15 protein-coding genes are annotated in these 18,920 nt (G+C 43.9%); 9 read left to right on the top strand and 6 right to left on the bottom strand.

The window, feature by feature from the left end; translation table 11 throughout:
- Positions 1-53: 53 nt before the first annotated feature.
- Positions 54-899, top strand: coding sequence for a DUF3530 family protein (locus DS891_RS10745; protein WP_174169787.1), 846 nt, complete (start codon positions 54-56; stop codon positions 897-899).
- 9 nt (positions 900-908) lie between these two features.
- Here DS891_RS10745 and djlA read toward each other — a convergent pair whose 3' ends face one another.
- From djlA to DS891_RS10730, 3 genes are read right to left on the bottom strand one after another with little or no spacing between them, the layout of a single operon-like run.
- Positions 909-1,754, bottom strand: a complete 846-nt coding sequence (djlA, locus tag DS891_RS10740; protein WP_174169786.1) for a co-chaperone DjlA — start codon at positions 1,752-1,754, stop codon at positions 909-911.
- The gene (murU, locus tag DS891_RS10735) at positions 1,744-2,436 is read right to left on the bottom strand and encodes an N-acetylmuramate alpha-1-phosphate uridylyltransferase MurU (RefSeq protein ID WP_174169785.1); all 693 of its coding nucleotides are present in this window, start codon (positions 2,434-2,436) and stop codon (positions 1,744-1,746) included. The genes djlA and murU overlap by 11 nt, the downstream gene beginning before the upstream one ends.
- Positions 2,437-2,444: 8 nt before the next feature.
- Positions 2,445-3,440, bottom strand: a complete 996-nt coding sequence (locus tag DS891_RS10730) for an aminoglycoside phosphotransferase family protein (protein WP_174169784.1) — start codon at positions 3,438-3,440, stop codon at positions 2,445-2,447.
- 112 nt (positions 3,441-3,552) lie between these two features.
- Between DS891_RS10730 and lptD the strand changes: the two genes are divergently transcribed.
- The 7 genes from lptD to DS891_RS10695 all read left to right on the top strand — a co-directional run bounded on the left by lptD (position 3,553) and on the right by DS891_RS10695 (position 12,617).
- Positions 3,553-5,799, top strand: coding sequence for an LPS assembly protein LptD (gene lptD, locus DS891_RS10725; protein ID WP_174169783.1), 2,247 nt, complete (start codon positions 3,553-3,555; stop codon positions 5,797-5,799).
- Between the two features lie 15 nt (positions 5,800-5,814).
- Positions 5,815-7,107 (top strand): peptidylprolyl isomerase SurA, encoded by a 1,293-nt coding sequence (gene surA, locus DS891_RS10720; RefSeq protein ID WP_010606008.1) that lies wholly within the window; start codon positions 5,815-5,817, stop codon positions 7,105-7,107.
- 5 nt (positions 7,108-7,112) lie between these two features.
- Complete coding sequence (gene pdxA, locus DS891_RS10715) at positions 7,113-8,105, top strand: 4-hydroxythreonine-4-phosphate dehydrogenase PdxA (protein WP_174169782.1); 993 nt, start codon at positions 7,113-7,115, stop codon at positions 8,103-8,105.
- Positions 8,102-8,908 (top strand): 16S rRNA (adenine(1518)-N(6)/adenine(1519)-N(6))-dimethyltransferase RsmA, encoded by an 807-nt coding sequence (rsmA, locus tag DS891_RS10710; protein WP_010606006.1) that lies wholly within the window; start codon positions 8,102-8,104, stop codon positions 8,906-8,908. The genes pdxA and rsmA overlap by 4 nt, the downstream gene beginning before the upstream one ends.
- On the top strand, positions 8,892-9,281 hold the full coding sequence (gene apaG / locus DS891_RS10705; protein WP_010606005.1) for a Co2+/Mg2+ efflux protein ApaG: 390 nt from the start codon (positions 8,892-8,894) through the stop codon (positions 9,279-9,281). The genes rsmA and apaG overlap by 17 nt, the downstream gene beginning before the upstream one ends.
- Before the next feature lie 99 nt (positions 9,282-9,380).
- The gene (locus tag DS891_RS10700; protein WP_174169781.1) at positions 9,381-10,178 is read left to right on the top strand and encodes a symmetrical bis(5'-nucleosyl)-tetraphosphatase; all 798 of its coding nucleotides are present in this window, start codon (positions 9,381-9,383) and stop codon (positions 10,176-10,178) included.
- Between the two features lie 423 nt (positions 10,179-10,601).
- The gene (locus DS891_RS10695) at positions 10,602-12,617 is read left to right on the top strand and encodes a methyl-accepting chemotaxis protein (protein WP_174169780.1); all 2,016 of its coding nucleotides are present in this window, start codon (positions 10,602-10,604) and stop codon (positions 12,615-12,617) included.
- Between the two features lie 116 nt (positions 12,618-12,733).
- Here the strand turns inward: DS891_RS10695 and tkt are convergent, their stop codons facing one another.
- A complete protein-coding gene (gene tkt / locus DS891_RS10690; RefSeq protein WP_010606002.1) occupies positions 12,734-14,728 on the bottom strand; it encodes a transketolase in 1,995 nt (664 codons plus the stop codon).
- A 260-nt stretch (positions 14,729-14,988) separates the two neighbouring features.
- On the opposite strand from tkt, the gene metK reads away from it, so the two are divergent.
- Positions 14,989-16,140 carry a methionine adenosyltransferase gene (gene metK / locus DS891_RS10685; protein WP_010606001.1) on the top strand — a complete coding sequence of 384 codons (1,152 nt, stop codon included), beginning with the start codon at positions 14,989-14,991 and terminating at the stop codon, positions 16,138-16,140.
- Between the two features lie 62 nt (positions 16,141-16,202).
- On the opposite strand, the gene DS891_RS10680 is transcribed toward metK, so the two are convergent.
- Complete coding sequence (locus tag DS891_RS10680) at positions 16,203-17,048, bottom strand: HDOD domain-containing protein (protein ID WP_174169779.1); 846 nt, start codon at positions 17,046-17,048, stop codon at positions 16,203-16,205.
- Positions 17,049-17,158: 110 nt separating this feature from the next.
- Positions 17,159-18,679 carry a CYTH domain-containing protein gene (locus DS891_RS10675; protein WP_174169778.1) on the bottom strand — a complete coding sequence of 507 codons (1,521 nt, stop codon included), beginning with the start codon at positions 18,677-18,679 and terminating at the stop codon, positions 17,159-17,161.
- Positions 18,680-18,920: the final 241 nt, after the last annotated feature.

The raw sequence follows: 18,920 nt of genomic DNA, 5'->3' as shown, positions 1-18,920 counted from the left end.
AGCTTTCACTTAACTGGTCGATAACCAATTATGATATTTTACGCGCTTGTACCATGATCATCAGAACGCTTTTATTACTTGTTACCGCTTTACCCGCGACGACTTTTGCAGCAGAACATATTGACGCAGCACCACTTGGTTCTCTTTATCAGCAAGACGCTAATCGCTTCTACGAGCCATCGCAACTGATGAAACTGGAAAGCGAAAACGAAAGCTTTTATGTATTTCATCAAGAATATATGGCAGCTGCTCGTGAAGGCATCGTGATCTTATTACCAGACATGCAAACTCCACCGCTCAATAACAGCGGCATAAGCTTTCTTGCAAAGCGCTTAAGCGATGATGGCTACGACACCTATACCCTTACTCCGCCGGACCTTTCTTATGCACCGAGTCTGCTAGAGCAAGACATCGCGCTCCCCGATGCTGAAAAACCGGCTCAGCAAACGCTTGCACCCATTTCAGAATCTAATCTCGACGAATATAAAATGGCCCTGATCAGCCGCTTTGAGGTGCTTTACAACACCCTGTCCATGACTCAAACAGAAAAGTTGGTGGTTGTCGCATTTGGTAATAGCGCAGGTTTATTCGGTGAGCACTTAGCTACCCTGCCCAATCTACGTATCGATGCCTTTGCCGTTGTTAGCCCACAACTGCCTAATGCAACGCGGCAAAAGCACTTAGCATCCAACCTTTCTCTGATAAGCCCTGCTTTACTGGATGTTTACTACAGTTTTGACAATCCTATCGTGGTCGACAATACGCCGGACAGAGCGCGCTGGGCGAGAAAAAACAGTAAATTAGATTATCGCCAACGGGAGCTTTTTGGAGAAAAAACCGATCCACTCCAACATCAAAGGCTCAGAAAGGAGTTACTCGGCTTTTTACGCGTCTTATAGCTTTTCAGGTTAGCTCTTTTTTAAATATTCATAGGCAGACTGAATATCTTGGCTTTTACGCTTTGCCACTTCCATCATATGCTTAGGTAATCCCTGAGACACCAATTTGTCAGGGTGATGCTGCGACATCAGTTTACGGTAAGCTTTTTTGATATCACGTTCATTTGCCTCTTCACTCAATCCCAGTACAGCCAAGGCTTTAGCACGGTTTAAGCCATTATCTTGTGATGCTGGTTGACGGCCGCCCTGTTGCTGGTGTTGATGTTGCGATCTCCCCGACGCCTGTGAGCGGCGAAACTCAAATTCTGCTTGGTAGCGTTTTAGCAGGAATAAAAAGTGTGTTTCTGCAAAGCCTAAATACTTGCTCACCTGTTTAAGTAAGGCCTTCTCCGCATCAGACACATGACCATCACAAAATGCCATTTGAATTTGAATCTCTAAAAACAGCTGCCTCAAGTCATAGCGTCTGGCAAAAGCTTCTTTAAAATCGGTAACCGCTTCTTTTATCGAAAAGTCACTGCTTTTTCCCGCAGTAAACGCATGTTGTGCTTCTTTTCGCTCTTCACCCTGCAAGCCCATTTCGCTCATAAACGCAGACGCAGCTTGAATGTGGATTTCGCTGACTCGACCATTAGACTTCGCAATATGTCCCATCACAGAAAAACAGCTGGAAAAGAACAAGGCTTGGCGCTCATGCAGATCTTCACCTTTCATGAAACCTTGAAAGCCACCGACTTTATCAAAATCCTGACGCAAACTTTTATCAAATAAATGGCCGAGATAAAAACCTAAAATAGCACCTAGCCAACGACCAAATAAAAAGCCGAAAATTGTGCCTAATAATTTACCCCACATCGCTATATCCTAACTTTTCGTTGATCATTTTTAGTCGCTCTGGCGTGCCGATGTCGTCCCATGCGCCCAAATACAGTTCAGTAGAAACCTTATGCTGCTCAAGCCCACTGCGCAGCAACGGCCCTAGTTTTATAAAGCCAGCCCCAAGCTCGGCAAAAAAACTTTGGTGATATTTGCCAATACCAGACAAGGTATACTTTTGCTGATTGAGCGGTTGATGGGCAAGGCAAAAATCGCCTTCAGGATTATGTTCGGGATTTTCAACCAACACAATGTGCGCCTCGCAATGGCCCTCTGCTGTGCTGCCGAGCTGTAACTGCATTAGGCTGCTGACATCATAGTCCGTAAAAATATCGCCATTGAGTACAATAAAGCTGTCATCCTGTTCACATAACATCGGCAGTGCTTGAATGATTCCACCTGCGGTTTCTAATCCACCCTCAGGTTCATCACTGTACTCTATATTGACACCGAAGTGACTACCATTGCCGAAATAGTCTTTTATCACCTGACCTTGCCATGCAAGATTTATCACGATATCGCAGATCCCAGCCGCTTTTAAACGCTCGATATGATGCTCAAGTAGTGGTTTTCCTGCGACGTTAAGCATAGGTTTTGGTTGGTTCGCGGTCAGTGGCATCATGCGTTTACCACGACCAGCAGATAAAATTATCGCTTTCATTGTTACTTCTATTTTGTGCCTAATTTGGCCTGCGCTTGAGGCATTATGTCATTCTCTAGCCAGCTTGCAAGCCACTGAAATTCTTTATACTTATTCGCTACTTCAACGAGGTAGCGTAACGTTGGCAAAATATTTTCTAAGTACCCGCCTTTGCCGTCTCGCTGCAATAGGCGAGTAAAAATCCCGGCAGCTTTAAGGTGCCTTTGCATCCCCGTTAAGTCAAAGTAATGTTGATAGGTGCTAAAATCCATGCCGCCTAATAAATTTGCCGCTTTTAAACAATCAAAACTATGTTGCTGAAGCTCGGTAAACTCATGTACATCAAGACGAGTATAACAATCCCGCAACAGAGAAACCGCATCATAAGTGACAGGTCCTTGTACCGCATCCTGATAATCAATGAGATACCACTGAGACTGATGACATATCAGGTTGCGGCTATGAAAATCTCGATGCATCGTGACCTGCGGCTGACGAGTCATCGCATCAACGAGTTTCAACTTCACATTATGCCATTGCACTTGTTGATATTCGGTGGGTGTTAAACCAAGCCATTTTGTTACAAGCCACTCGTAAAAGATATTAAGTTCCATATCAACGAACTCAGCATCATAGGGCTTCATCCATTCACTCTTTGGTGTTTTGGCTATTTCTGGAATAAGCGCTATCAACGCACGATAATCCTCTAGCCGAGAAGGCAATGCTAACCTATCGGCCAAATGCTCAGAACCTAAATCTTGTAACAGTAACAGCCCTTGTTCTTCATTACTCGCAAGAATTTCTGGCACATTAAGGTCTTGCTCTGCAAACACTGTATTTAAACCAATAAAAGGGGCATTATCGAGTTTATCGACCGGTGTCTCCATTAAGATCCACGACATCGTTTGTTGTTTGACGCGATAATAACGCCGGAAACTGGCATCCGAGGTGATAGCCTCACACGTAAAATCGTCGCTATGTATTGCTTGCTGTATAAACTCGACGCGCTGGTTTTGACTATTCATGGATTAACTATTACACCTTCTACTTGTAAATATTTAAATGCTACTGTATTTCCGACAGTTTTCATTTATCATGATGAGCTTATTATTAAATGCTCAGCTAATAGGTTATTAAATGCGCAAAATTTGGGGCTTGGCTGTATTATCCGCGATTCATTCTACAGCTTTTGCTAATACGAACATTGTCGCCGCACAATGTAAAGACTATATGCAGCCAGAAAACTGGAAGCCGTTAGCCTCGCTGCCCAAACATGCCATTGATATCGTTGCCGATGACTTAGAACTACAAGGTACTGATAGTGCTGAGTTTTCGGGTAATGTGGTGATTAACACTGAAACCATGAGCTTAGAAGCTAGACGTGCGCTAATCGATAAAAAAGAAGGCCTGCTCAGCGCTTCTGGACCACTACTCTATCGTGACCAATTTACCAAAGTTCACAGCAATGGGCTATTCGCGGATTTAAATGCTAACACCGTGAGCTTGCTTGGTGCTGAATACGAATTAACAGACCAGCTGGGGCGCGGTGGTGCAGAGAAGTTGCATGCCTCTGGCAGCAAAATTTCACTCGACAACTCTAGCTTCACCACGTGTCCTGCTGATGACCCATTTTGGAGTATCGAGGCAAGCAGTATTGTACTTTCTCGAGAAGACGGTTGGGGTGAAACCTATAATACGGTGTTCAAAATTATGGACACGCCAATTATCTATTTACCCTACTTTACGTTTCCAATCGATGATAGACGAAAATCTGGCCTGCTGACACCGACAATTTCCAGCTCAAATAAGTTTGGCTTGGAGCTGATCACCCCTTATTATCTCAATCTAGCTCCTAACTACGACGCGACCCTAACACCAAGGTACATGGCTAATAAAGGATTTCAGCTTATTACCGAGTTCAGATATTTAACTGAACAACATCAAGGTAAAATTGGCGTCGAATACCTCAGTAAGGATGATTCCGAGCCACAGCTAGACGATCGCTATTTAGTGCATTGGCAACAAAAAAGCTATTTAAGTGATAAATGGCGTGCGTTTGTTGATGTTACAAATGTGAGTGACGATAACTATCTCACTGACTTAACATCCGAATACGCCAATGAAACTGACACTCAGTTATATCGCACCGGCAGTCTAAGTTACCTTGGTGAAGACTGGTTAGTCGACTTAAAGTTGCAAGATTTTGAAGTGTTGGGTGACCACAGAGAATCCTACACTGCACTACCGCAAATTAGCTTCCGTACACGGGACAGCTATGAACTTGTTGGCCTTGATTGGGACTTTGAGGGTGAGTTTGCCTATTTTCAAAATGATGCTTTGCCAATCTCAGAGGCGTCGCGATTACACCTAGAGCCTCGCGTGTCTTTTTCACGCAGCGACTACGCTTGGTCATTTACCTCCGAGGCACGCCTACTTCACACGCGTTATGAACAAAATATAGATATGCCTGATACAGAGTATGAGGAGTCTGTCACGCGTACATTGCCTAGTTTAAGGGTACACGGACAACTGAATTTTGAACGCAGTACCGAGTTCTTTTTTGAACAAGGTACGCAAACGCTTGAGCCACAAATTCAGTACCTTTACACACCTCACAGAGAACAAAGCCAAATTGGCTGGTACGATACCGCTAAGTTACAAGATGACTTTATTGGTCTGTTTAGAGCACGCCGTTACTCTGGTTATGACCGGATTGCAGAAGCCAATCAATTCACCGTGGGTGCAACCACGCGTGTATTCGATAACAGTAATGTCGAACGCTTTAACTTCAGTGCAGGTCAGATCATTTATCTTGAGTCATCTGTAAAGCCTTCTGAACAGCTATTTACTGATGATACCAACTATAATGCACTATTTGCCGCTGAATCCATGTTACATTGGCATAAGCGCTGGTACCTCTCAGGTGGGGTGCAATATGATGTGGATAGCAAAGAGTTAGTGCAGTCTCACTTTACTTTGGACTATAAAGGTGACGATAAGCAGTTAGTGCAATTGAACCATCGTTATGTTAATGATGTCTCAGACTATGAAATTGACCAAGTCGGTCTCTTTACAAGTTTACCAATTGACGATAACTGGCAATTTGTAGCAAGCTATCACCGAGATATGACGGCAAATAGAAGTGTTGAATCCTTTGTTGGTGTTCAATACCAGTCTTGTTGTTGGGCTATTCAGGTGACTGCGAATCGTCAAATTGAAACAAACTTAAACCAAACACTTACAAATGATGAAGCAGTGTTTGATTCTGGCTTCAGCCTGAAATTTGTCCTTACAGGGCTTGGAAGCCAAAGCAGTGGTGATGCGAGTAAACTCCTTCGACAGGGTATTTTTGGTTACCGTAGACCGTATTTTTTGAATAAATAGAATTTAGAAAGCCGTATGAATTTAAAAAAGTTGTTATTAGTGGCCTCCTTAAGTGCAGGCCTGTTTACTCAAGCACATGCTGAGCGTGTAAAGCTAGATACAGTTGTTGCCACAGTAAATGATGGTGTAATTTTACAAAGCGAAGTCGATCAAATAATAAATCGTGTAAAAGAACAGGCTGAGCAGCAAGGTACCGAACTTCCTAGCGATAGAACATTACGCTTACAAGCCATCGATAAACTCATTGAGCAATCTTTAATGTTGCAACTGGGTGACCGTATGGGTATGCAAATTTCAGATGCTCAATTGGATCAGACCATTGCGAATATTGCCCAAGACCAAGGTGGTACTATCGCTGATTTACGTCGCTCAGTTGAAGCTAGCGGCGAAAGCTTCCCGGCATACCGAGAAGAGATCCGTAAAGAAATAACCACAAGCCAAGTGCGCCGTGCCAGTGTTGACCGCCGTATTTATATTAGCCCTCAAGAGGTGACTAACCTGCAAAAAATATTGAGTGAGCAAACGGGTAACTCGGAAGAGTATGATATCGGCCATATTTTGATTAAGATCCCAAATAAAGCGACTCCAGAAGAAATTGAAGACGCTCGTGAGCGCGCTGATAACGTGATTAAGTTTTTGAACGAAGGTAAAGAGTTCAAGCGCATCGCAATTGCTTCTTCTAGCGGCTCAAAAGCGCTCGATGGTGGTCAATTAGGCTGGATGGGAATTAACGAAATGCCAACCTTGTTCGCTGAGGCCATAAAAGGTGCGAAAAAAGACGACATAGTTGGTCCACTGCGCTCAGGTGCAGGTTTCCACATTCTAAAAGTACAAGATATTCGTGGTCGTGAAGTCGTTGAAACTGTTGAGGTGCGTTCACGTCATATCTTAATCAAGCCGTCTATTATCCTAAGTGAAGAAAAAGCACGCTCAATGCTAACTGGCTTTGTAAAAGACTTGCGCGCAGGTACCGCTGACTTTGCAGCGCTGGCTAAAGAATATTCTGAAGATCCAGGCTCTGCACTTAAAGGTGGTGAGTACGATTGGACAGATCCAACTACATACGTACCTGCGTTTAGAGACACTCTGTTGTCGCTAGAAAAAGATCAGATCAGTGAACCATTTAGAAGTACATTTGGCTGGCATATTGTACAACTGCTAGATAAACGCGTAGCCGATAAAACAGAACAAGCCAAGTTAAATCGCGCACACCGTCTGTTGTTTAACCGTAAATTTAAAGAAGAAAGCTTTAAATGGATTAAAGAAATGCGTGACCAAGCGCATATTGAAATTATCGAAGCGGAATAACGGCTATGACACTCAGAATCGCAATTACACCGGGTGAGCCTGCAGGTATTGGCCCAGATCTTGTTATCAAACTGGCTCAGCACGCATGGCCTGCTCAGTTGGTTGCGGTGGCTGATAAAAGTATTCTAGAAAAACGCGCCAAAGAACTCGGTGAGCAAATCAAGTTGCTGCCATTTGACAGCGAAGCTGCGCCTGAAGCGGCACCTGCTGGTGCCATTTACTACCTTCAAGTAGACAAAGGTGCTGAAGTGGTCGCTGGTCAATTAGATGAAGCCAATGGCCATTATGTGCTCGAAACCTTGCGCATTGCCTCTGAAAAGAATATGGATGGGACATTTGCAGCGGTAGTCACGGGCCCAGTTCATAAAGGCATTATTAACCAAGCTGGGATCTCGTTTAGCGGCCATACTGAGTACTTTGCACAACAGTCTGATACCGCTGATGTCGTAATGCTACTCGCAACCGAAGGGCTGCGTGTAGCGCTAGTAACTACGCATATCCCACTGGCGTACGTATCAAAGGCAATTACGCCTGAGCGTCTCAGCAAAGTCATTCATATTTTACATCACGACCTACAAACCAAGTTTGGTATTGAACAACCCAGGGTATTAGTTTGTGGATTAAATCCGCATGCTGGAGAAAGTGGTCATCTTGGTCGTGAAGAAATAGAAACCATTGAGCCAACACTGGAAATGCTGAATAAACAAGGCATGAACTTGGTTGGACCGCTGCCAGCTGACACCCTTTTCCAAGCTAAATATTTAGATAATGCTGATGCTGTGCTCGCAATGTATCACGATCAGGGCTTACCTGTGTTAAAATATAAAGGTTTTGGAAACTCAGTAAACATCACCCTAGGATTACCCTTTGTTCGCACATCGGTTGATCACGGTACAGCGCTTGATTTAGCCGGCTCTGGTGATGTTGAAGTGGGTAGTTTTGAATTAGCGATCCGCGAAGCAATTAAGCTCGCAACCAAAAAAGCACAGAATGCATGACAGATAAAGTACATCTCGGACACAGAGCGCGTAAACGCTTTGGTCAAAACTTCTTAAATGACAACAATATTATCGACAAGATAGTAACTGCTATCGACCCAAAACCTGAAGACAATCTGGTTGAAATCGGTCCTGGTTTAGGTGCTATCACTGAACCTGTTTGTGATTTAAGTGGCCACCTAACCGTTGTAGAACTCGATAAAGATCTTGCCGAGCGCTTGATCCATCACCCATTCTTGGGACCTAAATTAACGGTTCACCAAGGCGACGCGATGAAGTTTGACTTCTCTTCTTTAATCAAAGAAGGGGAAAAACTGAAGATCTTTGGTAACTTACCTTACAACGTATCAACCCCTTTGCTATTTCACTTATTTGAGTTTGCAGATCAGGTCGAGCATATGCACTTTATGCTGCAAAAAGAAGTGGTTAACCGTATGGTTGCAGGCCCTGGCAGCAAGGCCTTTGGTCGCTTAAGCGTAATGACGCAGTACTATTGTCACGCTATTCCTGTGATCGAAGTGCCACCACATTGCTTTAAACCAGCACCTAAAGTTGACTCGGCCGTTGTTCGATTGATCCCAAAAGATCCGTCGCAACGTACAGCTAAGAGCACTAAGCTTTTGAACACTGTTTGTTTAGAAGCGTTCAACCAACGTCGTAAGACACTAAGAAATAGCTTATCGAACCTGTTAACCGAAGAGCAGCTGCGAAACTTAGGTATCGACCCTACACTTCGCGCTGAAAACCTGTCGCTTAACCAGTTTATTGAAATTGCAAATTGGATATATGACAACTCAAACTAATATTGGCTCACCTATCAAAGTATCGGTGGAGACCTTTTACGTTGAAGCGCAATCACAGCCTGAAAAGGATAAATATGTGTTTGCCTATACAATTACCATCAAAAACCATAGCTTATGTAATGCCAAGCTACATAGCCGCTATTGGCTCATTACCGACGCTAATGGCAAAGAGACTGAAGTCGAAGGTGAAGGTGTCGTTGGTGAGCAGCCCACTATTCGTCCTGGCGAGAGCTATCAGTACACCAGCGGCGCGGTGCTCGATACTCCCGTTGGTACAATGGAAGGGTTTTATTTAATGCGTAATGAGTTTGGCACTGAGTTTAAAGCGCCAATCAATGTATTTAGACTTTCCTGTCCAAATATTTTGCATTAATACCATTTTTATTTTGCGGAAGCGGGCTTACCCCGCGTTCCTCATACATGCTAGACATCAGAATAAAAACATTGAGTTATAAAAAACCACAGGTAATAAATGGCAAAATACGCAATTGGAGACTTGCAAGGCTGCTTCACTCCACTCATCGGGCTACTCGATCAAGTCAACTTTAACCCAAGCCAAGACCATTTATACTTTGTCGGTGACATCATCGCCAGAGGACCCGATTCACTTGCTTGCCTAGAGTTTCTCTATCAACACGCAGGCTCTATTAGCATTACACTCGGCAATCACGATCTCCACTTTTTAGCATGTCTTGCTTTGGGTGTCGCTCCGAACCCAAAAGATAAATTAGATGCGGTTTTTGCCAGCCCTAAATGCCAAAAATATGCTGACTTATTACGTGCACAGCCCCTCGCTATTTGGCTTGAAACACAGCAAACTTTTATTTCTCATGCAGGTATTCATCCAAGCTGGAATATTACGCAAGCGCTAGAATATGCACGCTTTGCCGAAACCATTTATCAATCAACAAAAGCCCCTGAGTTTTACGCCAATATGTACGGTGCTCACCCAGGACTTGAGCACAACAAGCTCAGTGAACAAGATAAATTTAAAGCCATTGTTAACGTCTTCACTCGAATGCGCTTTCTAAAACAAAATGGCGAACTGGATCTTAAGAACAAATCTGGCCTAAAAGATGCGGCAGGTCTCACTCCGTGGTTTGAGCTCAGCCAAACACCAGCCGAAACTACCCTACTTTTCGGCCACTGGGCTGCTTTGGAAGGCGAAACCAACAAGAAAAATATTATAGCCTTAGACACTGGCTGCGTGTGGGGAGGTCCTATGACGATGATAAATATCAACAGTGGTGAAAAGTACCAGCACAATTAAGCTATTTAACCTGAGGTTTGGATAAGAAATGAGCTAACTCGTTGTTTTTAAATTATTTCCTTATCTAGCCAGAGAGTTTTGGGGATAACCAGGCGAATTTACGCACCAATAGCTGGCTATTGGAAGTGAATTCAACGCAGTTAGCGCTAAAACTGGCTGCTAGAAAAGCATTAATTATCCGAAGCTCAGGTTATTTAACTTTCCTAAGTCGAATCTAGGGTAATCACCCACTTTAATTTTTACAAAACTAAGCTACACTCGAAGAAAACGTGAAGCTTATACTTTTTATCCGTTGAGCTGCTATTTTTTGTAATCCGACCTTTTTTACTGAATTTTTTTGTCACATCTGCTATAAAATACTTAACTTATCCGCAATAAATCCGATAAGTATCCGTATTGCTTTGTAAATTTTGTAGGACAGCTATGAATTTGACTGTTAGCCAACGTATTTGGGGTGGTTTTATTACCATCACCTTGTTGCTTCTTCTTATCGGGGGCAATTCTTTATTAAGAATTGCAAACATTGACAACTCAACTCAACAGGTTAATAACCTGTCTTTACCAGCACTCTCTAAAAGCTCTGCGCTGCAAGTAGAGTTTACTTTAATGAGCAAAATGGCTCAGGGAAGTTTTTACGCGCGTACAGAGACTGAACTGGCGACGCTAAAACAGCAATTTAAAGAGCGCCAGAAGATCTTCGACAAAACCTATTCAGAGCTGCAACAGGTCGTTGCTGCTAATAATAAATTGGCCTCAAGCAGTCGTGATGTTGGCAAAAGTTATGATGCGTTCGTAAAAGCCATGAACAGCTTGGTAAACGAGAAAACAACTGAGCTTTCGTTACGGGATAAATTAAAAGAGCAGTTATCAACTATCGATGTTGCCGCAGAAGATGCGACTATGGTGACGGTTGATATCATTGATTTGGATGGCTTAGAAGAGGCTGACAAACGTGCTTTTCAAGCTGCAAATAACTTAGAAAATAACTTTTCTTCTGTTGTGACTAGCGCCAATGATATTGTTACTGTTGAAGACATCAATACACTGGAAATCGTAAGTAGGGATCAAAGCTACCTCGTTGAAGAGCTAGGTCGCAATATTGATTTGATGCGTGGCCCCGTTAGCGCGCTTGATAGTAGTTTGTTTGCTGATCTCGAAGACTATTACACTAATTTGAAAGATGCAGTTACCGGCAGCAACAGCATCGCGGAAAATCAAAAACGCTTGATCAATGCGATAGCCGAGACACGTAAAGAACTAACCAATGCAGAAAAAACCACAAAAGCAGCCCTATCTCAGCTAGATGATTTACTCTCTGAAGCGAGCCAAGTCGCCTTTAACTTACAACAAGGCGTACGTGCCGATGTAGGCACAGCAAACCTATGGACTTGGATTGGTATGATAGTAGCAACGTTAATGGCCGTCGGTGTTGCCTACATTACCGTTAGTCGTATCACAAAACCGCTATCGGAAGTAAATCGAGTCTTAAACATTGTCGCCAGTGGCGATATGACACAGCGCTTAGATGACACAGCAAAAGATGAGTTTGGTGAATTATCTAGAAGCTGTAACACCCTAATCTCTAGCTTACGTGAGCTTATTACTGGCATCATTTCTCGTTCGACACAGCTTGCTGCAGCGTCCGAAGAAACATCGACTATCACTACAGAATCAAGCCAAGCAATTAAGAATCAGCAAGCACAGGTAGAGCAAGCAGCTACCGCTACAACTGAGATGAGTAGCACGTCTCACGGTGTAAGCAACAGCGCACATCAAGCACTACAGGAAATTAAAAATGCTGATAAAGAAGCTGAGCGTGTTAAAGGCATCTCACATGAGAACAAACACACTATTGAGCAACTCGCAAGGGAAGTGGATGAAGCCTCTCGCGTGATTAACAAACTACACCAAGACAGCGCTTCGATAGGCAGTATTTTGGATGTTATCCGTGGCATTGCCGAGCAAACTAACCTCCTTGCACTAAACGCTGCAATCGAAGCTGCGCGTGCGGGTGAACAAGGTCGTGGCTTCGCTGTAGTGGCAGACGAAGTACGCTCGCTTGCAAGTAAAACTCAAGAGTCGACTCAAGAAATTCAAGCAATGATTGAATCCTTACAAGCCGGTGCCGAAGAAGCGGTAGGCGCAATGTCAAAAGGCAAGCAGCAGGCGGAGTCGTGCGTAAATCAGAGCGACCTTGCTAATGAAGCATTAAACTCTATCACTGCAGCCGTTTCTCAGGCCCATGATGTGAGTGAAGAGATTGCAAACGCGGCGAATGAGCAACAGCAGGTGGCACAGGAAATTAGTGAACGTTTGGAATCGATTGTAACAATCGCAGAGCAAACAGCTGAAGGCGCAAGCCAGACCTCAATCTCTAGTTCTGAGGTTGCTAAACTCGCCGAAGAGTTACGCTTATCGGTAGAGCAGTTTAAGGTTTAACTTTCTAACCTGAGCTTTGAGCAGGAAGCAATCTCAAAGCTTTAGGTGGTTTAGCCAAACCACCTAACACAAAAAAACCCATGCATGGCATGGGTTTTTTTGTTTCTTTTCTTTGATTATGCAAACAATGCGTTTGCCTTCTCAATGATATTTTCTACCGTAAAGCCAAATAGCTTGAATAGCTCATCAGCAGGCGCTGACTCACCAAACGTTGTCATACCAACGATAGCACCATTTAGGCCTACATATTTGTACCAGAAGTCCTCAATACCCGCTTCGATAGCGATGCGACGTGTTACTGAGCTTGGTAGTACGCTTTCTTTATATGCTGGAGATTGCGCATCAAAAATGTCAGTCGAAGGCATAGAAACAACACGTACCTTTTTACCTTCTGCACGAAGCTTATCCGCAGACTCAACCGCAAGTTGCACTTCAGAACCGGTGGCAATAAGGATGATTTCAGGCTCACCGTCACAAGATAGTACATAACCACCTTGCTTAATTGCTGCAACCTGCTCAGCGGTACGAGGCTGCTGCGCAAGGCCCTGACGGGTAAATACAAGTGCAGATGGGCCATCAGCGCGTTCAACCGCTTGCTGCCAAGCAACTGCTGACTCAACTTGGTCACATGGACGCCAGCTCGCAAGGTTTGGCGTAGTACGTAAGTTCGCCATTTGTTCTACTGGTTGGTGTGTTGGACCATCTTCACCAAGACCGATTGAATCATGAGTATACACAAAGATGCTTCTTTGTTTCATCAATGCAGCCATACGTACCGCATTACGCGCGTATTCCATAAACATTAGGAATGTCGCACCGTAAGGGATAAAGCCTCTGTGCAGTGCAATACCATTCATAATGGCAGACATACCAAATTCACGCACACCGTAGAAAATGTAGTTACCCGCAGCATCTTCTGCCGTTAAGCCTTTAGATTGATCCCAAAGTGTTAAGTTAGAACCCGCAAGGTCAGCAGAGCCACCCATAAACTCAGGTAGAATTGGGCCATAGGCATTCAATGCATTTTGTGATGCTTTACGAGTTGCTGGGTTTGCAGGATTCGCTTGAAGCTCTGCGATATACGCTTCTGTTTTCTCAGACCAGTTTGCTGGAAGCTCGCCTTTCATGCGACGCTCAAATTCAGCAGCAAGCTCAGGATAATGCATTTGGTATTCAGTGAACTTAATCAGCCAGTCACTTTGTTGATTTTGACCACGCGCTGTTGCGTCCCATTTCGCGTACACATCTTCCGGTACTTCAAATGCGCCGTGCTCCCAACCAAGGAATTCACGTGCTGCTTTGATTTCATCATCACCTAGCGGTGCACCGTGACAATCATGGCTACCTGACTTGTTTGGTGAACCATAACCGATAACCGTTTTACAACAGATAAGGGTTGGTTTGTCAGACTCTGCTTGCGCCGCTTCGATTGCCGCTTTAATCGCATCGCTATCGTGACCATCAACACCGGCGATAACATGCCAGCCATAAGACTCAAAGCGTTTTGGTGTATCGTCGCTAAACCAACCTTCAACTTCACCGTCGATTGAAATACCGTTGTCATCCCAAAATGCAATCAGTTTGCCAAGACCAAGGGTACCCGCAAGTGAACAAGCTTCGTGTGAGATACCTTCCATCAAACAGCCATCACCTAAAAATGCATAGGTATAGTGATTAACGATGTCGTAATCTTCACGGTTAAACTGTGCAGCCAATGCTTTTTCAGCAATCGCCATACCTACCGCATTGGTAATACCCTGACCTAATGGGCCTGTAGTCGTTTCAATACCTGGCGCATAACCATATTCTGGGTGGCCTGGTGTTTTGGAGTGTAGCTGACGGAAGTTTTTGATGTCATCAATTGATAAGTCATAACCCGACAAATGCAACAATGAATAAATTAACATCGAGCCGTGACCGTTTGATAATACAAAGCGATCTCTGTCGAACCACTCAGGATTACTTGGGTTGTGCTTTAAAAAATCGCGCCAAAGTACTTCTGCGATGTCCGCCATGCCCATAGGGGCTCCAGGGTGGCCAGACTTGGCCTTTTGTACAGCGTCCATGGAAAGAACGCGAATTGCATTAGCAAGTTCTTTGCGAGATGGCATGAATTCTCCTACCTTTAAATGTGTTTCGCGGGGGTTTGAGCCCATTCTTACTTATTTATATGGCTAACTGCAACGGCAAAGGCCATAAAAAAACGGGTACAGACGGACTTTTTCCGACCATTAAAAAAGTTTGCACAATTTTGGACGTCTAGGCGTAAAATAACTAGTCAATGCCTAGGTTTTTTGGTTAGAATACGCCCCTTAATTTTTCGCGCTGTTCCTGATGTTTGTGAAGCGCAATATTTGTGAGCATAAATACAATGGCTAAACATTTATTTACTTCTGAATCTGTTTCTGAGGGTCATCCGGATAAAATCGCCGATCAGATCTCTGATGCGGTTCTAGATGCCATCCTTGAGCAAGATCCAAAAGCACGTGTTGCGTGTGAAACTTACGTTAAAACCGGTATGGTTATGGTTGGTGGTGAAATCACGACTAGCGCTTGGGTTGATATCGAGGAATTAACTCGTAAGACCGTGCGTGAAATTGGTTACACACATTCAGACATGGGCTTTGACGCTGATTCATGTGCAATCCTTAACACGATTGGTAAACAATCACCTGATATCAACCAAGGTGTTGACCGTACTCGTCCAGAAGAGCAAGGTGCTGGTGACCAAGGCCTAATGTTTGGTTACGCGTGTAACGAAACTGACGTACTTATGCCTGCGCCTATCACTTACTCACACCGTCTAGTTCAGCGCCAAGCGCAAGTTCGTAAAGACGGCACGCTACCTTGGTTACGTCCAGACGCTAAGTCTCAGGTAACATTCGCGTACGAAAACGGTAAAGCAGTAGGTATCGACGCGGTCGTATTATCTACACAGCACTGTGATTCGGTATCACAAGCTGACCTTGTAGAAGCGGTGATGGAAACTATCATCAAGCCTACACTACCTGCAGAGCTTATCACTGAAGCAACTAAGTTCTTCATCAACCCAACTGGCCGTTTCGTTATCGGTGGTCCTATGGGTGACTGTGGTCTAACTGGTCGTAAAATCATTGTAGATACATACGGCGGTATGGCACGTCACGGTGGTGGTGCATTCTCAGGTAAAGATCCATCAAAAGTTGACCGTTCTGCAGCTTACGCAGCGCGTTACGTTGCAAAGAACATTGTTGCCGCTGGCCTTGCTGACAAGTGTGAGATCCAAGTGTCTTACGCAATCGGTGTTGCTGAGCCTACTTCTATCAGCGTAGAAACTTTCGGTACAGCTAAGCTTGATGAGTCGCGTTTAATCGAACTTATCCGCGAGCACTTCGACTTACGCCCTTACGGTCTAATCACTATGCTAGACCTTGAGCGTCCAATTTATCAGCCTACTGCTGCTTACGGCCACTTTGGTCGTGAAGAGTTCCCTTGGGAAGCAACAGATAAAGCTGACGCACTACGTGCAGCAGCAGGCCTATAACCCCTGCTGTAAAAAGTAAAAAAGGCGCCAAGAGCGCCTTTTTTAATACCACGGATAATCCCCTACCCGATAAATACTTCGTCGACATCATCTTTTAAGTTTTGATACTCATCTTCATGCAGATTAAGCTCAATCATCACCTTGTCTTTAAATAAATACCAATCCGCTGCGCTTCTAAAGTGTTTTGCTTCGAAACAGAGATTTTCAGCCAGTTTAAGTGCCGCAAAGGTTTGCACATGCTGTGCATCTTTTTGCTCTTCAAGATAGCTAACGTCATGGTGGCGCAAAATCATCTGGCATATTTCTTTAGGTAAGTGCCAAGACGTCGCAAGAAAGTAGCCTATCACAGTGTGAGGCACTGGATACTTTTGCTGCTCGTAGTAAATAAGCGTTTGCTCAGGTCGCTCTATAGACTGCTTTATTACCTCAGCGTAGTCAGGATATTTTACGGCCATTGCTGGGATCCCGGCATCATGAAACAGTCCGAGCAGCTGCAAATTCTCCATCGGTAATGATGCCTTCAAATGATGTCCAACCACCATCGCCGCTTTTGAAATATCCGCAGCGTTATCCCAAAACTGCTGCAGTGAGATACAGCACTTTGACTGCTCAAACGCATTTTTAAGCAAATACCCAGTCACTAGCTGCGTAATACAGTTAACGCCCAAAAACATCACTGCTTGTTTTATATCTGTGATTGTACGGGCAAGACCATAAGCGGGTGAATTAATTACCTTTAACACCGCAGCTGACGCACCAACATCTGCCGCAATAATATCCGCCACGGTAAATAACTCAGGCTCCGGTTGTGATAATTCATTTTGTAAGGCTTGTAATATTTCAGGCTTAGCAGGTAAGTTAAATCCGCCGCGCAAATCATTCAGCACTTTATCGTCAATATCGATCATTGGGCTACCTCAGAATTGATACACCCAAGTTTAGTTCATCACCTGATATTTGCAGTATTGATTGTAATGAAGTGGTACAAAAAAGCGGGATAAAACCCCGCTTAATCTGGTTAGAACCAATATGGTTCGCTATGCATGGAAGATTGTCGACTTTGCTCCATAGCACTTATCAAAAAGTCAGATTTTTGCTTAAGCCATGCCTGCACTTCTTGCAGCTCGTCTGCGTTTTGGCTTTGGCAAAGTTGATATAAATACGCCAGTGTTTCTAGCTCATAAATACCATAAACGATATCAATCCAAGGCGTTCTAAACACTTTGCGCGCTTCTTTATCGTAAAGCTTGCCCAGACAGTTACCGCTTAGTAGCGTGTTTTCTAACTTTATTCTCACATGTAAATAATCTCTTTCAGAAAGCGATTTATCCTGTGGAAGCAAGTTTTTCAGCTCTTGCCAGTCTTTATCAAATAATTGGCTTGCGATTTCTGTGACAGGTAGCTCTGCTGCACTCAGTGCTTTTTGATCCCAGTTTTTACGCCACGCTCTATCAACCAGCCAGCGAGTAAGTGAAAGGATCAAACGGTTATAGCGGGTGCAATGAAATAAATCTTCAATGTCCGTCGGTGTCGGCTGAACATCTTGCAAATCGGTAATGACCTGCGCCAACTCGGGAAACTGATTAAGTTTCTTATGATAAGCATGACGCTTTGAGGTATAGGTTTTTAAATGAATTGCATTTTCGACCCAGGCAAGTTCTGACAACAACCATTTTAATTCGTTACGAATACTCTCAGTCGAGCTTTTATCAACGATGTCATCGAACAACCAAAACGCGTGGCGGATAAGCGAGACTCCATCAATAACACGTTTTAATGTCTTGAGACTTGGTTTATTAAAATAACACTGCTCATGCTTCTGGACGAACTGAATACCATAACTGACTGTCGCAATTAGCGCTTGTTCTTGCGTTACCTGAGATTTGAGCGGTACAAACCCTATAAACTTATTTGGTTTTAGAGGCTTATCATCGGCAATTCGATACCCTCTGGCGGCCTTTGAGTATAGTCCCAAACGCATACCAGCCTGTTTAATTAGGTGATCGGCTAATAAGAAAAGATCTTCTTTGTTTCCCTCAATGAGCTCTATTTCAAGCTCATTGATTGGCTCCATCTTCCCTTGGGCTGCTATTTCCCCTTTATCCAACACGACTTCGATTTTGGTTCCTGAATCCGTTTCGATTAACCAAGTTCGACGAATGAAATTCGTACTGAAGATCGGGAATATGTTTTCTGCGATAGACTCAAGTTGCATGCCGTGAGGCCAAATATTCGCGTCAAACGCTAACAAGTCAGGACGTCCTGATTGAATAGGTAAATTGTACTCTGGTCGTTGATGTAACCCTCCTACAACTTCTCCCGCAAGCTTAATCGTTTGCTCGCATTCATCATTGCAACAACGCGTTCTTAGGCCGATATCTAGCGCACGCAATTCACGATTTGGCGTGTCAAAGTAGGCGTTAGTTAAGTTTTTAGCAGGCTTGTTAGTGACCGTTTTTGCAAACTGTGTGATGAGTGCAGGGATCAGCGGAACTTCATTATCTGAAACCAAAAATTTCAGTTCTATTTCAGTGTCCATTAGGGCAGTGTTTTACCTATTTGTCTAAGGGAGGATCAAAATATACAAAGGAGGCTAAGTTTGCAATCTTTTTATCCGATGAGAAGTGCACCAAATATGCGCTAAATCAATAGATAGTCGGGCTAATTTCGCTGAACGTCAGCGGATTAATAACACCGAATCATTGCGTTAAATGCTGCAATTTTCATTATGTAATCAATTATTTCGCGCCATTCAAAATAAACAAAGCCTTGCTATTAGG

The sequence above is a fragment of the Pseudoalteromonas sp. JC28 genome (assembly GCF_013319255.1).
In the GTDB taxonomy this organism is placed as follows: Bacteria; Pseudomonadota; Gammaproteobacteria; order Enterobacterales; family Alteromonadaceae; genus Pseudoalteromonas.
The sequence above is the reverse complement of the archived record's forward strand: the minus strand, read 5'-3'. Positions and strand labels throughout refer to the sequence as shown.

What these genes read in the sequence shown, in the direction of transcription:
- DS891_RS10745 (WP_174169787.1), top strand. Translation starts at nt 54, where the DNA reads ATGATCATCAGAACGCTTTTATTACTTGTTACCGCTTTACCCGCGACG.
- djlA (WP_174169786.1), bottom strand. Translation starts at nt 1,754, where the DNA reads ATGTGGGGTAAATTATTAGGCACAATTTTCGGCTTTTTATTTGGTCGT.
- murU (WP_174169785.1), bottom strand. Translation starts at nt 2,436, where the DNA reads ATGAAAGCGATAATTTTATCTGCTGGTCGTGGTAAACGCATGATGCCA.
- DS891_RS10730 (WP_174169784.1), bottom strand. Translation starts at nt 3,440, where the DNA reads ATGAATAGTCAAAACCAGCGCGTCGAGTTTATACAGCAAGCAATACAT.
- lptD (WP_174169783.1), top strand. Translation starts at nt 3,553, where the DNA reads ATGCGCAAAATTTGGGGCTTGGCTGTATTATCCGCGATTCATTCTACA.
- surA (WP_010606008.1), top strand. Translation starts at nt 5,815, where the DNA reads ATGAATTTAAAAAAGTTGTTATTAGTGGCCTCCTTAAGTGCAGGCCTG.
- pdxA (WP_174169782.1), top strand. Translation starts at nt 7,113, where the DNA reads ATGACACTCAGAATCGCAATTACACCGGGTGAGCCTGCAGGTATTGGC.
- rsmA (WP_010606006.1), top strand. Translation starts at nt 8,102, where the DNA reads ATGACAGATAAAGTACATCTCGGACACAGAGCGCGTAAACGCTTTGGT.
- apaG (WP_010606005.1), top strand. Translation starts at nt 8,892, where the DNA reads ATGACAACTCAAACTAATATTGGCTCACCTATCAAAGTATCGGTGGAG.
- DS891_RS10700 (WP_174169781.1), top strand. Translation starts at nt 9,381, where the DNA reads ATGGCAAAATACGCAATTGGAGACTTGCAAGGCTGCTTCACTCCACTC.
- DS891_RS10695 (WP_174169780.1), top strand. Translation starts at nt 10,602, where the DNA reads ATGAATTTGACTGTTAGCCAACGTATTTGGGGTGGTTTTATTACCATC.
- tkt (WP_010606002.1), bottom strand. Translation starts at nt 14,728, where the DNA reads ATGCCATCTCGCAAAGAACTTGCTAATGCAATTCGCGTTCTTTCCATG.
- metK (WP_010606001.1), top strand. Translation starts at nt 14,989, where the DNA reads ATGGCTAAACATTTATTTACTTCTGAATCTGTTTCTGAGGGTCATCCG.
- DS891_RS10680 (WP_174169779.1), bottom strand. Translation starts at nt 17,048, where the DNA reads ATGATCGATATTGACGATAAAGTGCTGAATGATTTGCGCGGCGGATTT.
- DS891_RS10675 (WP_174169778.1), bottom strand. Translation starts at nt 18,679, where the DNA reads ATGGACACTGAAATAGAACTGAAATTTTTGGTTTCAGATAATGAAGTT.